At 46.5% G+C, this 14,019-nt stretch carries 12 protein-coding genes and 2 pseudogenes; 5 read left to right on the top strand and 9 right to left on the bottom strand.

The annotated features are described in order from the left end of the window. Positions 1-34: 34 nt before the first annotated feature. On the bottom strand, positions 35-328 hold the full coding sequence (locus NST62_RS02245) for an S-layer homology domain-containing protein (protein WP_328215474.1): 294 nt from the start codon (positions 326-328) through the stop codon (positions 35-37). Positions 329-354: 26 nt separating this feature from the next. On the opposite strand from NST62_RS02245, the pseudogene NST62_RS02240 reads away from it, so the two are divergent. Next, positions 355-2,026 (top strand): annotated as a pseudogene (locus tag NST62_RS02240) (adenine deaminase C-terminal domain-containing protein). A gap of 334 nt (positions 2,027-2,360) precedes the next feature. Here NST62_RS02240 and NST62_RS02235 read toward each other — a convergent pair. The 3 genes from NST62_RS02235 to NST62_RS02225 form a co-directional block, all read right to left on the bottom strand. Further along, entirely contained in the window at positions 2,361-4,154 is a 1,794-nt protein-coding gene (locus NST62_RS02235) for an N-acetylmuramoyl-L-alanine amidase (protein WP_328215472.1), read from the bottom strand. A gap of 280 nt (positions 4,155-4,434) precedes the next feature. Then, complete coding sequence (locus NST62_RS02230; protein WP_141601760.1) at positions 4,435-5,397, bottom strand: C40 family peptidase; 963 nt, start codon at positions 5,395-5,397, stop codon at positions 4,435-4,437. A 255-nt stretch (positions 5,398-5,652) separates the two neighbouring features. Continuing rightward, complete coding sequence (locus NST62_RS02225; protein ID WP_328215468.1) at positions 5,653-6,726, bottom strand: S-layer homology domain-containing protein; 1,074 nt, start codon at positions 6,724-6,726, stop codon at positions 5,653-5,655. Positions 6,727-6,886: 160 nt separating this feature from the next. Between NST62_RS02225 and NST62_RS02220 the strand changes: the two genes are divergently transcribed. Continuing rightward, positions 6,887-7,648 carry a hypothetical protein gene (locus NST62_RS02220; RefSeq protein ID WP_342463099.1) on the top strand — a complete coding sequence of 254 codons (762 nt, stop codon included), beginning with the start codon at positions 6,887-6,889 and terminating at the stop codon, positions 7,646-7,648. 263 nt (positions 7,649-7,911) lie between these two features. Here NST62_RS02220 and NST62_RS02215 read toward each other — a convergent pair whose 3' ends face one another. Beyond that, a complete protein-coding gene (locus NST62_RS02215) occupies positions 7,912-8,358 on the bottom strand; it encodes an Hsp20/alpha crystallin family protein (protein WP_141601763.1) in 447 nt (148 codons plus the stop codon). 1 nt (position 8,359) lies between these two features. Further along, positions 8,360-8,563, bottom strand: a complete 204-nt coding sequence (locus tag NST62_RS02210; protein ID WP_342463098.1) for a hypothetical protein — start codon at positions 8,561-8,563, stop codon at positions 8,360-8,362. A gap of 229 nt (positions 8,564-8,792) precedes the next feature. On the opposite strand from NST62_RS02210, the gene NST62_RS02205 reads away from it, so the two are divergent. Together NST62_RS02205 and NST62_RS02200 are read left to right on the top strand one after the other, a co-directional pair. Next, a complete protein-coding gene (locus tag NST62_RS02205; RefSeq protein ID WP_141601764.1) occupies positions 8,793-9,266 on the top strand; it encodes a hypothetical protein in 474 nt (157 codons plus the stop codon). 267 nt (positions 9,267-9,533) lie between these two features. Continuing rightward, positions 9,534-9,998 carry an amphi-Trp domain-containing protein gene (locus tag NST62_RS02200; RefSeq protein WP_342463097.1) on the top strand — a complete coding sequence of 155 codons (465 nt, stop codon included), beginning with the start codon at positions 9,534-9,536 and terminating at the stop codon, positions 9,996-9,998. Positions 9,999-10,645: 647 nt separating this feature from the next. On the opposite strand, the pseudogene NST62_RS02195 reads toward NST62_RS02200, so the two are convergent. Further along, positions 10,646-11,107: pseudogene (locus tag NST62_RS02195) on the bottom strand (macro domain-containing protein); the annotation flags it as partial. Between the two features lie 226 nt (positions 11,108-11,333). Between NST62_RS02195 and NST62_RS02190 the strand changes: the two are divergent. After that, positions 11,334-12,080, top strand: coding sequence for a hypothetical protein (locus NST62_RS02190; RefSeq protein ID WP_342463096.1), 747 nt, complete (start codon positions 11,334-11,336; stop codon positions 12,078-12,080). 131 nt (positions 12,081-12,211) lie between these two features. Here the strand turns inward: NST62_RS02190 and NST62_RS02185 are convergent, their stop codons facing one another. Together NST62_RS02185 and NST62_RS02180 are read right to left on the bottom strand one after the other, a co-directional pair. Next, complete coding sequence (locus NST62_RS02185; RefSeq protein ID WP_328216485.1) at positions 12,212-13,456, bottom strand: DUF438 domain-containing protein; 1,245 nt, start codon at positions 13,454-13,456, stop codon at positions 12,212-12,214. 11 nt (positions 13,457-13,467) lie between these two features. After that, on the bottom strand, positions 13,468-13,692 hold the full coding sequence (locus NST62_RS02180) for a DUF1858 domain-containing protein (RefSeq protein WP_141601768.1): 225 nt from the start codon (positions 13,690-13,692) through the stop codon (positions 13,468-13,470). Positions 13,693-14,019: the final 327 nt, after the last annotated feature.

Raw genomic sequence — 14,019 nt, 5'->3', positions numbered from 1 at the left:
CGTTTGGAAGGAAGGTGGCAGTGTTATCCCTGCGCTACTTGCTCATCGCGCGGCTTAAGAACGTTTCCAGCTGCTTGATCGTGACATAATCGTTCGGCCCGTATTGTCCGTTTCCCTTTCCGACGGTGATGCCGTTCTGCGCCAATATGGAGATGTAGCCGGCCGCCCAATGGTCCGGATCGACATCGCTGAATCGGACCGGCTGGCTGCCCGTCGGTTTCAGATCGAAGGCCGCCACAAGCACTTTCGCCATCTGGGCGCGGGTAATCGGCGAATTCGGATTGAATTTTCCAGATTCATTTCCTTCGAAGACTTTTAATTTGTTCAAAGCCGTGACGGCCCCCGCCACTTTGTCTGTCGGCTTCACATTTGAGCCGATGGGACACGGCGAATATCTGGATAGACGGGGATCGCATCGTTTATGTCGGGGACGATTTGCCGGCAAATGTTCGGGAAACGGAAATCATCGACTGCGAAGGGAAATACCTCGTACCGGGCTATATTGAGCCCCACGCCCATCCATACCAAGAATACAATCCTCTGGCCTTTGCCAAATACGCCGCGCAGTTCGGAACGACAACCCTCATCAACGACAACCCTCATCAACGACAACCTGGTTCTATTTGTGCTTTTGAATCCCGAAAAAGCGTTTGACTTGTTGGAGGAATTGGACAAAACGCCTTACAACATGTACTGGTGGTGCCGTTTCGACCCGCAGACGGAACTGTCCAACCACGGGGAAATCTTCCATACAACAGATATCCTCCAATGGCTCCGGCACGAATCGGTGGTGCAGGGCGGCGAGCTTACGGCCTGGCCGAAACTGCTCGAAGGGGACGACCACCTCCTGTCCTGGATCTAGGAGGCGAAACGGCTCAATAAAAGAATCGAAGGGCATTTCCCCGGGGCGTCCGAGCGAACGCTCGCTAAATTAAAATTGCTCGGCGCCGATTGCGACCATGAAGCGATGACCGGCCGGGAAGCCCTTGCCCGGCTGAAGCAGGGCTATAATGTTTCATTGAGAGATTCATCCATCCGTCCCGACCTGGACATTTTGATCAAAGAGTTGCTGGAGCTCGGCGTCCAAAAGTTTGACCGCTTTTTTGTCACAACGGACGGCTCCCATCCTTACTTCTATGAAAACGGCATGACCGATGCCCTGATCAAAAAGCTGATCAACCACGGCGTCCCTGTCATCGACGCCTATCAAATGGCCAGCTATAATATCGCGAACTATTACAATTTGGAGCACCTGCACGGCTCCATCGCGACGGGCCGGATCGCCAATATCAATATTCTGGGCGACCCGAAAAACCCAGCTCCGGAAAGCGTCCTGGCAAAAGGAAAATGGGTGAAGCGGAATGGCGGAGCGCTGCATGATGCATCCCGCATTGATTGGGCGGCGTACCGCTTTTCCCCTCTCTCTTTGAAATGGTCTTTGACCGGAGAGGATTTCCATTTTGCCAATCCGTTGGGCATCCATTTGATCAACAACGTCATAACAAAACCTTATGAAACGGATCTGGATCTCGATTGCGACGGGTTGCCGCCCGATCACGACGAATGCTTCCTGATGATGGTGGCAAAGGACGGATCATGGCGAATCAATACGGTCGTCAAAGGATTCGCGGAGAATCTCGGCGGATTGGCAAGCTCCTATTCCGGTCCGGAAGATCTTCTGCTCATCGGGAAAAACAAACAAGACATGCGGCTTGCCTTTGAGCGGATGAAAGAAATCGGCGGCGGCATCGTTCTGGCGGAAGACGGGCAAATTATCCACGAAATCCCTCTGCCGTTAATCGGAAGAATGTCCGATTTGGAAATGGAGGCATTGATTCCCCTTGAGAAAAAGATGATCCGGCTGCTGAAAGAGCGCGGCTTCCGCCATGAAGACCCGGCCTTCACGCTGTCGTTCTTCTCCGCGACCCATCTGCCGTTTATCCGCCTCACGCCGCACGGATTGTATGATGTGAAAAACAGAAAGGTGCTCGTGCCTCCCGAAAAAAGGCAAATTACGCTGATTTAATTGTTGCTCATAAATATCACATATATGTTATATTTTAAGTCTGAAGCGGGAAATTGAATTCTACCGGAAAGAAAACGGGGAAGTTCCTGTTGAAGAGTTTCCAGATCCGTTATCACCAAAAGAAGAAGCAAAAGTAATGCGAACCATTCAATTATTGCTTAATTTCTGATGAGTCGTCCAATCACGGACCTTCCAAAAATGAATTGGCCGCAACCTCCATTTAAATCCATTCGCGCCAATGAAAGATTGATTTTCTGTAACTTGAAAAGGATAGACCGGCAAGGCATGTCCCTTCCGATCTATCCTTTTTCGTATGGCGAAGCGCCAATCCTTTTTATTTTTGATAGTACTCGACAATCCCTTTATAAATGGAATCGCCGAAAATGTTGATGTATTGGCTGCTTGTCAATTTCGAGCGGTCTTCAGGATTTGTAATAAAGCCTAATTCCACCAACACGGAAGGCAGGATCATGCTTCGAATCACATAAAAATCCGCCTGTTTGATTCCGCGGTCTTTCATGTTCGCATTTTTCACTATTTGACTGTTGATGCATTTGGCCAACAGCTGATCTTCCTCAACATTCACATTGCCTTCGATACTATAGTACGTTTCCGTACCAGAGGCGCTCGTAGTCGTTGCCGAGTTGACGTGAATGCTGACAAAGATTTCCGCATAATTGTTCAGCGCGATTTGCACCCGGTCTTCCAATGTCGGATACGTATCGCCCGTTCTCGTCATGATGACTTTCGCGCCGTCCGCCTGCAATTTATTTTTCACCACGTTCGCGACTTTCAGCGTGATTTCTTTTTCCACCGCCCCGTTGCTGGAAGCGCCGGGGTCTTTTCCGCCGTGGCCCGCGTCAATGACGATGATGCGGTCTTTTACAGGGCTTCCGGCCTGGTTTAATAATTTCAAATAAGATTTATGCACATAGCCTTTCTTGCCGTTTGATGTCGTCACATTCGCCCAGAAACCGCTGATCGAATGAACGGTTACAATATCCCCTTTATTGAGGGTTCCGAGGGATTTGGAAGAAGCGCTTGCCTGTTCCCGGAGATTTAACCCGTTCGTTGTCACGCGGCCGATCGTTTTGGCGGTTGCAGGCGGTGTGGACGTCGTCTGCTCTTTTGTCGCCGAAATTTGGACATATCCCGGAACCCCGCCTTTTTCCGTCAAATACCAATTGCCGACGGTTTTATATACCGGTATCTGATCGTTGGCATTATAGGTGCCGATTACTTTTGAGCTTGTATTGGCCGTTTTGTAGACATTGACCGCTTTGGTCGCAATCACTTTCTTTTGTACGCTTCCGAGCGGTTGTCCGGTATCGTCGACAATTTGCGAATAGCTGCTGGAAATATAGGCGAATTGTCCTTTATACATCACTTTATACCAGCCGGTATGAATTTCGAATAAAGGCAGGATGGTTCCCTTATTGATTTGGCCGATGCGGTTGGCATTGGAAGAGGTATCTTTGGAAGTGCGCACATTCAGGCCATCGACAGTGGATTTGACCCACCCAATGGCATCTTTTTCATTTGGCGCTTGCACCCCTTGCACCGGCAAAGGCAAGCGGAAACGGCTCTCTTTGGCGCGGGCGATAAACAGTGCAAATTGTCCGCGGGTTACAGATGTTCCCGGCTTAAACACCCGGCTGTTGCCCGAAGGACTGCCTTGCGTGATGCCATTGTAGTAAATGGCGGCAATGTACTTATAGTAAGGATGGCTTTTGGTGATGTCCGTGAAAGGCACGGATAGGTTCGCGTACTTGTTGACATCCAATTGGAAGGCATTCGACAAGATTTTTGCCATCTCTTGGCGGGTTAAATTGACATTCGGAGCAAATTCTCCTTTACTATTATAAGCCTCAAAATACCCTGCGCTCACCGCTCTTTCCACATATCCGGAAAGTTCAGTGCCCACTTTTACATCCTTGAAGGAAGACTTGGACACTTTCAGAGGGCTCAATCCCTTTGAGACCACGACAATTTTGGCCGCTTGCCCCCTTGTGACGGGATTATTCGGCTTATAATATCTTCCGCCCTTCTCTTCATAACCTTTTATGGCTCCCAACCCTACCAAGTACTGGATTTCTTCATAAGCTTCGTGGGTTGCCGGGACGTCCACAAAGGTCGCTTTCGCGCTGGCACTATGTACATTCAGTACATAAGAAAAACAAAAAACAACCGCAAATAAAATGAAAAACGGCTTCTTCTTAAACAGTGGGTTCCCCTCCTTTCTTGGAAATAAAAAGCACAATTTCATTCTATCAAAAGAAATATTTGCAAACATCCGTCTTTTCTACCTGTTTCTCCTACTTTTTCCTTAGAAACGGTTGCGACTTATAGTAATAATCTCGGATAAAAAAGGGAGAGGCTTTTGTCGCCTCTCCCTTTTCCCGTTCAACTTATTTGACATTTGTACGAATCCGTTCGATGAAAGTATCCAAATGAGTAAAAGTTGTATAATCATTTACGCCGAATGTTCCGTCTGGTCGGCCAATGGTGATTCCGTTCGATGCCAAAATTTGAATATATTCATATGCCCAGTGTGATTTTGGAACATCTTTGAAAGTCTTAGCCGATCCTTTCATTTTCAAATCAAAGGATAGCACTAACACTTTCGCCATTTGGGCACGCGTGATTGGCGAATTTGGATTGAATTTTCCGCTGCCGTCGCCTGTAAAGATTTGCAATTTATTTAATGCTGTTACGGCGCCGGCATATTTTGAATCAGATTTCACATCCGTAAATGGAGAATTTTTATCGGATGTATCCAAGTTCAATTCGCTTGCCAATCGAAGGGCCACTTCGCCGCGGGAAGCGTAGATGCTGAGGTCAACCGTTGAAGACTTAACTTCTTCCTGCGCTTTTTTGGCCGTTTCTTGCACCTGCTTCGCCTGTTCGTTTGTAAAGTTTGCTACGCGTCTTGCCCCTACGTAGCGGGAACCCCAGTAGTATGGATCATTGATGTTGTCGATCCGAACGCCTGAAGATGTCGTAGAAGAAATGAACTGGTTGTTCCCCAGATAGATGCCGACATGGGAAACACCTTTGCCGGATGTATTGAAGAACACGAGATCCCCAACTTTTAAATTGCTTTTGGAAACCGCCGTCCCTTGTGTATATTGTTCGGCGGAAGTGCGTTTCAACGAAATGCCCAATTTGGAAAAAACAAATTGCGTAAATCCGGAACAATCGAAACCGCTTGTCGTCGTTCCGCCGTATTTATACGGAACTCCGATATATTTTTTCGCCGTCGCAACCAAGTCGTTCACTGTTGCGGCTTCTGCAGTGGCAGGCTGGCTGACACTTACTCCGGATACAAGCATGAATGAAATAAAAATCGGCGCTAACCATCTCTTTTTCACGAACACAGGCCCCTTTCGAATTTCTGTCTTTAATGAATCCGTTCCTCTATTAAACACTCACTGCTAATAGACTACCATAGATTAAACTCCCGAAACTTTTCATTTGTGTAACGTTTTCATGAAAATACAAAAAGTGCCGAATCCCTTAATTTTCAAGGAAATTCGGCACTTTTCACAAAAAACGGATGCAATATTTTTGTAGAATCTTGTAATATTACTGTAATATTGTAATATTATCGGTTGAAATATTACAGGCTATTTACTGGATAACAACAGGACCCAGTAATAGTTTCCTTTGGCATCGGCTTTGATGCCGACCCCGATATGCGTGTAGACCGGCTTCAGCATATTGTCCTTGTGGGATGGAGAGGCCATCCATGCATCCACGGCATCTTTCGGGCGCGTAAAATAGCGGCCCAGGTTTTCGCCGAGTCTCGTGAATCCGTAATCAAAAACGTTTGCCATATCCCATGGATAACCGTAGTACGGGGAATAGTGATCGAAATATTTCCGCTGGATCATGTCCTGCGCTTTAATGATCGCCAGCTGGGTGAGGGCCGGATCCTCTTTTACCTGAGGAATCCCCGCTTTTTTCCGCTGCTCATTCACCAGCCGGATCGTTTCATTCGTCCAATTCACGGCCGTATTGACGGTGGAAATATAATGTTTCGATAAATAGTCATAAATTAATTGGTGAGATTTGACTTTCCCCTTAAATTCGATGCCCCTCCAGACGAGAGCGGCCAATTGGGCTCTCGTGACAGACTGGTTCGGGGAAAATTTGGTCGGGCTTGTTCCCTTGATGATGCCGACATCCGCAAGGGACTCCACATAATCTTTTGCCCAAAAATCTTTTGGATAGTCCTTAAAAACGGTTTTATTGACCGAATCGACTTTGACTCCGTAAGCAAGGGCGATCATTTTGGCGACCTGCGCCCTTGAGAGCGGCTCTTCCGGACGGAAATATTCATTGTTTTGAACAACGCCCAATTCGGCCAGCTTCCGGATTTCTTTATAGTATTTATGGCTTGTCGGAACATCTTTCGCCTTTAATTTGAAATTGGATTCCAGAGAGATTCCCAATGACTTCGCTATGACTCCGGCGGTTTCACCCCGGGTAATCGGCTGATTCGGCCGAAATGTGCCGTCGGGAAAACCGCTGAGATATCCTTTATTCGTTAATGACACGATAAATTCCGCTGCCCAAAAGTTGCTGTCGATATCCTTATACGGCAGTTTGGAACCGCCTGCCGCGGCTGCCTCCCCGTTCAGAAAAATGCCGGATAGCAAAAAAATGTATGCGGCAATAATGATGATTTTTCGTTTCATAGGCTCTCTCTCCAATTCACTTAAAAAATATCCAATGCTAATATATTATTCATTCTTTATTTTTATTGCAATAACCTTTATTTTTATGAGATAAAATTATTGTCAAATTGCAATCTGTGATAATTTTGTAATATTTCACGATGGACTCTTAGGAAAATCCGTGCATCGGAGGGCAGATTCCATTGAAATGGATCAGGGGAGGCTGCGGAACCGTTGGCGTAAAAAAAAAGCATTATCCGGGATTGGCGGCAATCCCCGGATAATGCTGGATATTCCAGCCCCGTTCCGGATTGATTATTCCACTTTCACGATATGGAAGCCCGGCCCGCCGGTAGCGTCGAGGGAGCGTGCCCAAGATGTTTCCTCATCCGCCCGAAGTTGCCTCGCTTGTGCCCAAGAGGAATCTCCATCCGCCCGAGTCCACTTCGCATGTGCCCAAGAGGAATCTCCATCCGCCCTAGTCTACTTCGCATGTGCCCAAGAGGAATCTCCATCCGCCCAAGGGCACTTCACGTGTGCCCGAGTTGTTTTCTTATCTGCCCAAGCATGCCCCTCATATGCCCAAGTTGCATCTTCATCCGCCCGAGTCCACTTCGCATGTGCCCAAGAGGAATCTCCATCCGCCCAAGGGCACTTCACGTGTGCCCGAGTTGTTTTCTTATCTGCCCAAGCATGCCCCTCATATGCCCAAGTTGCATCTTCATCCGCCCGAGTTTACTTTGCTTGTGCCCAAGAGGAATCTCCATCCGCCCAAGGGCACTTCACATGTGCCCGTGTTGTTTTCTTATCTGCCCAATCATGCCTCACATCCGCCCAAGGGCACTCCACCTCTGCCCATGATGAACCCCATCCGTTCAAATGCATCCTTTATCTGCCCAGGTTATACCGCCATCCGCCCAAGGTTCCCTATTTTCTCAAGTAATCCGTCCAAGTTGAATCCCCCATCCGCGCCGGCACACGCAGCAATTCATCAACAAAAAAAAGAGCGAATGTTTTCCATTCGCTCTTTGCAGGCTCAAACCCGTCAAATTTTTGCAAGAAGCAAAAATAAAATAGAGCATTCGATTGATTGCCAATTGAAAAAAATATTGTAAAATCGTTAAAGTGGTTTGACAATCAAAATCCTGGCAAGCAAAAAATTCAAAACGGAAAAGGCTATGACATTCCGTCATAGCCTGGGCTTGTTTACTTGATTTGGATGCGTCTGGATGAGCTGTCATCATCCGGTTTGAGTTTTGGAAGAGTGATTTTCAATACGCCGTTATCCAATTCCGCTTCGATTTTGTCTTGATCGACATTGTCGATATAGAAAGAGCGGTAGAATTCGCCGAAATGGCGTTCTTTGCGGATGATGCGGTCATTTTCATCGCGTTCTTCCGTTCTGTCATCGCGTTTTGCGCGGATTGTCAAGTAATTGTTATCTATGTCAATTTCGATGTCATCTTTGTTGAATCCTGGCAAGTCGGCTTGTACAATGTATGCATCTTTTGTTTCTGTAATATCTGTGCGGAGTGATTTGAAATCGCTACCCAATGCTGGCAAGAAATCATCATCGAATACATCTTCGAATGCTTTTCTGAATTTTTCAAAAATGTCGTCATTTTTTCTTCTGAATGGTCTTAGTTCAAACATTTCAAATTCCTCCTTTTCTATTTTGATAGCTTGTACTTTTTACATCTTTATTATACACCATTTTTTGTATTTTATTTTGAAGGTTTGTAAATTGATGTAAAATTATCATGTTTTTATCATATTTTGGACAATCTTTTATTATCTTTTCATCAAATTTTCTCCACATTTTTGTAATAATCCCCTTTTTTCCGACAACCGCTGACACGAAATTTATACCCCCAAAAACTGGGCATTAAACCATTTTAGTCGAATTTCCCTATCCGTTGACTTCCGGTGCCTCCACAATAGCGGCCGGATGGCTTGTTTTCATAAAAAAATATTCTATAAGAACGATTTTCTTTGGCCCCTTCAGTCATTTCTTTAAAAAACGTTCATATAATGACAATGATTTTTCCCGGGAAAAAATCGCCTTATCAATGGAAAGGAGGAGCCGGATGTATCAATACTTTGAAGACTATGCGGTTGTCGGCCTGATAGGAGGATTTTTTGTATTAATCGCTCTTATACTCATTCACTATATTCTGACTGCCATCATTTACTATTATACAGCCAAAACAAATGGTCCAACCGATCTGGCATTTTTGGCTTGGATTCCAATCATCAATTATTATCTGCTCTTTGCCTTCGGATCCAAGAAAACGGAACCGGCGGAAGTAAAAAAGGATGCGCTGATCTGGGCTGTCATCTACGCCATCCTGGTCGTTGTTTCGCTCATTCCGATCATCGGATGGCTGGCCTACATCGCCGTTCTGATCATTTCCATTTACTATTCGTACCGGCTATTCTACCGCTGGACAGGGGAAACAGGAAAATCCGTATTATTTGTCATTCTCACCATCATCACGGCAAGCATCTTCTTCTATATTTACGGCCTCATCAAAATGAAAAAAGAATTCGCGGCTGCATAACCCTTGGGCCATAACGGCGAGTTGCCCCCCTCAAAACGGAAAAGGTGACGCGGCAACATCATCATCCATCACGGAATGGAAAAAGTTTGCAGCTGCATTCATCAAAATTGAATAACGGTGCGCAAATGGGCTGGGAAAGATCCGCGCGATGCTTCCCAGCCTCTTTTTGCGGTGGTGAAGAATAAAGATACATTGACAATTCCGTCAATTTTCCCCTCTCATCGAAATGGTACAATAAAAGTAAGAAAAGCAAGGGAGGGTGTCCAAATGGAAGAAAAAATGAAAGAAACAACATCTGGACAAGCAGTGGATGACATTGCAGAAGAGCTTTCAGACGTGCAAATGACCGAGGCTGCCGGGGCCGGACCGGTGGGAGATGAACCCGGGGATGAGGCAGCAGGAAATGACGGTGCCCTATTTGACGGACAGGAGGTTGATGAGCAAACGGCAAAGGCTTCCGGCGAAAAACGGAATCGGGAACAAGTGCTCATCAAACATAAGGAAGCGCAAACCGTTCAGGAATTTGCGGAAACCCTTGAAAAAATCGCCCAAAAACTGAAGCAGGAAGGAAAATTCACCTTCGTCCAGGGCGCGGAACAAGTGGAAGTGGCGCCAAGCGATCAAGTGAAAGTGGATGTGAAATATAAGGTGAAAGGCGACAAACACGAATTTGAAATCGAATTCGAATGGTCTCCCGCCCTCAAAAAATCGGGCAAAATGTCAATTGAATAAATTTTCGTACAAAACGCTTTGAAAGCGGTTTCAAATCTGTTATAATATAGTTAAATCATTCACATGCGATTGTAAGATGAATCATTCGATTCTCCTCTCTGACATTGGAATCAAAGCAAGTCGGTTGGGATGCGGCGGCTGCCATGCCCCGCAAGACTTGCGGGTACCGTAACGGACTGAGCAGTATTTTAAGCAAGTGCAATAAGCAATCTGTTTTTCTCTTGAACAATCGCAGGTGAAAGGCTAATTGTTCATCCAGGAACAATGGCCGGTGAAAATTGGATTCGTGCATGCAATTGTCCCCTTATGCCAATTGTCGCATTTGAATGAATCCATATTTTCTCGTCCCCTAACCTTATAATGATTCTTTCAGCTCATTGGGAATTCCGTTCGCGGGATTCCCGCTTTTTTTGTGGGAAAACAGGTATGGGGATTGGGCTGCGGAAAGGGGGCACGTCGGCAAAATGCTTTTTCATTGCGGTGACAGAGTCCAAATCTTTTGGCGCCTGATCCCCTGCAACAGAATCGCCCTTTATCCGGCCAGCCTTTCAGCGGCGAGGGGCAAGGTGAAAATGTTTGGCGTTATGACAACGCAAACACTCCCGTGGCTAGCTTTTCAGCAGCGCTTTCCCCATTTGGAGCATGTCCTGGTCAATGACGGCGATGTATACGTCCATTTCATTCTCTTTCAAAAATTCCTGGATGGCCGTGATGGCGACTTCCAGCGCTTCCCTTCTGGGGTATCCGAAAATGCCCGAGGAAATGACCGGAAACGCAATCGAGCGGCAGCCGTGTTCTTTGGCCAGTTTCAGCGATTCCTGGTAACAGGAGGCCAGCAATTCCGCTTCCTGTTGATGCCCGCCTTGCCAAACCGGACCGACCGTATGGATGATAAACTTGGCCGGCAAGCGGAAACCATCCGTGATGACCGCTTCCCCGACAGGGCAATGGCCGATCTTGTCGCACGCCTCTTGCAGCTCCTTCGCACCGGCCGCACGGAAAATCGCCCCGCACACCCCTCCGCCCATCTGCAAGCGTGAATTGGCCGCGTTGACAATCGCGTCCACCGCCATGGTTGTAATATCTTTCTGCACGATTTGTAATGTCACAGAAATTCCTCCTTATGGTAAATGGATGGATTGTGGCTATAGCGCCTGCATTTTGTGAGATGCGAATCATTCGCGCGAATTTGAAAACATTCTTTAGAAAGAAAGATTCTATCCGGGTCAACGGGATTCCTTCTGGAGAGTTCATCTCATTTATGCCCAAGATGCTTCTCCATCCGCCCATGTTCACTTCGTATATGCCCAAGATGAATCTCCATCTGCCCAAGCTATGTATCTATACGCCCAAGATGAATCTCCATCTGCCCATGTTCACTTCGTATATGCCCAAGATGAATCCTCATCCGCCCAAGTTCATCTCATTTATGCCCAAGATGCATCTCCATCCGCCCATGTTCACTTCGTATATGCCCAAGATGAAACCTCATCCGCCCAAGTTCATCTCATTTATGCCCAAGATGCAGCTCCATCCGCCCAAGTCCATCTCATTTATGCCCAAGATGAAACTCCATCTGCCCATGTTCACTTCGTATATGCCCAAGATGAATCTCCATCTGCCCAAGCTATGTATCTATACGCCCAAGATGCTTCTCCATCTGCCCATGTTCACTTCGTATATGCCCAAGATGAATCCTCATCCGCCCAAGTTCATCTCATTTATGCCCAAGATACATCTCCATCCGCCCAAGTTCATCTCATTTATGCCCAAGATAAAACCTCATCCGCCCAAGTTCACTTCGTATATGCCCAAGATGAATCCTCATCCGCCCATGTTCATCTCATTTATGCCCAAGATGCATCTCCATCCGCCCATGTTCATCTCATTTATGCCCAAGATGAAACTCCATCTGCCCATGTTCACTTCGTATATGCCCAAGATGAATCCTCATCCGCCCAAGTTCATCTCATTTATGCCCAAGATGCATCTCCATCCGCCCATGTTCACCGCTCATCCGCACATGCTAACCCCTCGAGGTCACAAAAGAAATTTCCATTTGCACATGTTATCCGCTTATAAGCCAGTTAAATCTTCATCTGCGCCGTTTCTCCTGGTCAGCGCGCCCAATTCCGCCCCAGCCCTGCGAAAGAACGTCAATCCGTCTGCAACAAAAACGCCAGGCACATCAAAAGTGCCTGGCACCTGCCGCCTTACGACAAAATCCGTTTTTCGCCTTCCAATGCCCGGATGCCGGAAATGTTTTGGGTGAATTCAAGGGTTCCCATATATTTGCCTTCTTCATCCCGCACCGCAAAATAGCGGATATACACAAACTTGTCCTTGAACGGAATCCAGAAATCTTCCACATCTTTCTTCCCTGATTTGAAATCCTCGAGCAGCTGCTCCACCACATGCACGCTTTGCGGAGGATGGCAGTTTTGCACCGTGCGTCCAATGACCGCCTTCGTTCTTGTAAAAATCCGTTCTTTTCCGTGGGAGAAGTATCGCACAATATCGTTTTCATCAATAAACGTAATATCCACCGGCAGATGGTTGAAGATGGCTTCGATTTGCTTGACGGATAAAACACCCGTTTCGAAGCGGACATACCCTTCTTCCGGATGAATGTTTTCCTTTTTCTCAATCGGCAGCGGATGGCGGACAGGTTTCCATTCTTCCACGGAATCGATCAGGCAGTATCCGATTTTATCACTTTCCTGGGCAATTTTTAGCCATTCATCTTCCGTCAGCTTTTGCAAAGCCATCGGGAACAGGATGTTTTCCTCTTTAAAAATCATTTCCGACACTTCGCGCATCACAAATTCCAAAACTTCCAATACATCCTCCTTTTGGCCATCGTAGTCCAACAATTTGCGCTTCGCGTCCTTGATGCCTGCGCGAATATAATCATCGACGCCCCACATCACTTTGGTCGGGCCGTAAATCCCGTATTTCTCAAGATACGGGAATAACAAATTTTCTTTTCTGGAATAATGCTTATCCACATCCCATAAAAGATTCAAGTCTTCAATCAATTTGAACCGGTTTTCGTCGGAATCGTCTTTCATAAAGCGCCCGGTATGCAGCTTCATTTTGAAATTTACCAGGTAATCCAATTCTTTATTTTCCAGTTTCCACGTATGCACCGGATGGCCGGGCTGTTCTTCCGGTTTATCGGATCTATGGATGTCTTGTATGGATCCCTTAAACACTTCGGTGTGCACCGAACAGAGCCGGCGCACTTCGTCCACCGGAATTCCTTCCTCTTCCATCAATGCTTGTTCCATTTGGGAGATTTCGTCAACCGTCACATCCCCCACCGCCTCCTGGAACTTGGCTTTCACTTCCTCGACAGATTTTCCTTCGTGGAGCTCTTTAATGATGTCCTTCAGCATTTTCTGCCGTTCATTTTTATGCAAAATCCCTTTTTCGCGGTTGTTGATGAGTTCGCTCATGGGAATCCTCCTTACTTTTTTACGTTATAGCCATGCCTTTCAAAGGTTTCGACAATTTCATCCAGATCGATTTTCCGCATCCGCGCCCCTTTCGGAATGGTCATGATCCTGCCCGCGCTCTGAAGCATCCCCTGCTTGGTGATTTGTTCAAAGCCCAATTCTTTCATGATGCCGATGATGCGAGGGTCTTCGGTGCACAGTTCGTAAACCGTCTTGGATAAATCAATGGTTTTCAAATGCGATCACCCCGAATGAAATTTTATTATGAAAAGAAAATTATATTTTTTAAATAAATAGGAATGTGTGAGGCTAAGCTGCATTTCGCTGAAAACAATTCTCACTGGTATTATAATCCGTTGTTTCTTGCGGCATTGTGATGTAAATCACTTATGAGGATTTTTTTGTGGTGGCGAATCAACAAAAGAAAACCATGCCGGCACCGAATTATATTTGCGGCGAAAAAAATTTGTATAATGCTCAAAAAAGCCTTGGCGGCGACAATCGCGTTTGCGGCGGAAAAATTGTGAATCCACAAAAAATAGCCATGTCCGGTTCGACTGGAC

It is taken from the genome of Ureibacillus sp. FSL K6-8385 (genome assembly GCF_038593155.1).
GTDB lineage: Bacteria > Bacillota > Bacilli > Bacillales_A > Planococcaceae > Ureibacillus > Ureibacillus terrenus.
The sequence above is the reverse complement of the archived record's forward strand: the minus strand, read 5'-3'. Positions and strand labels throughout refer to the sequence as shown.

What these genes read in the sequence shown, in the direction of transcription:
- NST62_RS02225 (WP_328215468.1), bottom strand. Translation starts at nt 6,726, where the DNA reads ATGAAACGAAAAATCATCATTATTGCCGCATACATTTTTTTGCTATCC.
- NST62_RS02215 (WP_141601763.1), bottom strand. Translation starts at nt 8,358, where the DNA reads ATGTTTGAACTAAGACCATTCAGAAGAAAAAATGACGACATTTTTGAA.
- NST62_RS02205 (WP_141601764.1), top strand. Translation starts at nt 8,793, where the DNA reads ATGTATCAATACTTTGAAGACTATGCGGTTGTCGGCCTGATAGGAGGA.
- NST62_RS02200 (WP_342463097.1), top strand. Translation starts at nt 9,534, where the DNA reads ATGGAAGAAAAAATGAAAGAAACAACATCTGGACAAGCAGTGGATGAC.
- NST62_RS02190 (WP_342463096.1), top strand. Translation starts at nt 11,334, where the DNA reads ATGTATCTATACGCCCAAGATGAATCTCCATCTGCCCATGTTCACTTC.
- NST62_RS02185 (WP_328216485.1), bottom strand. Translation starts at nt 13,456, where the DNA reads ATGAGCGAACTCATCAACAACCGCGAAAAAGGGATTTTGCATAAAAAT.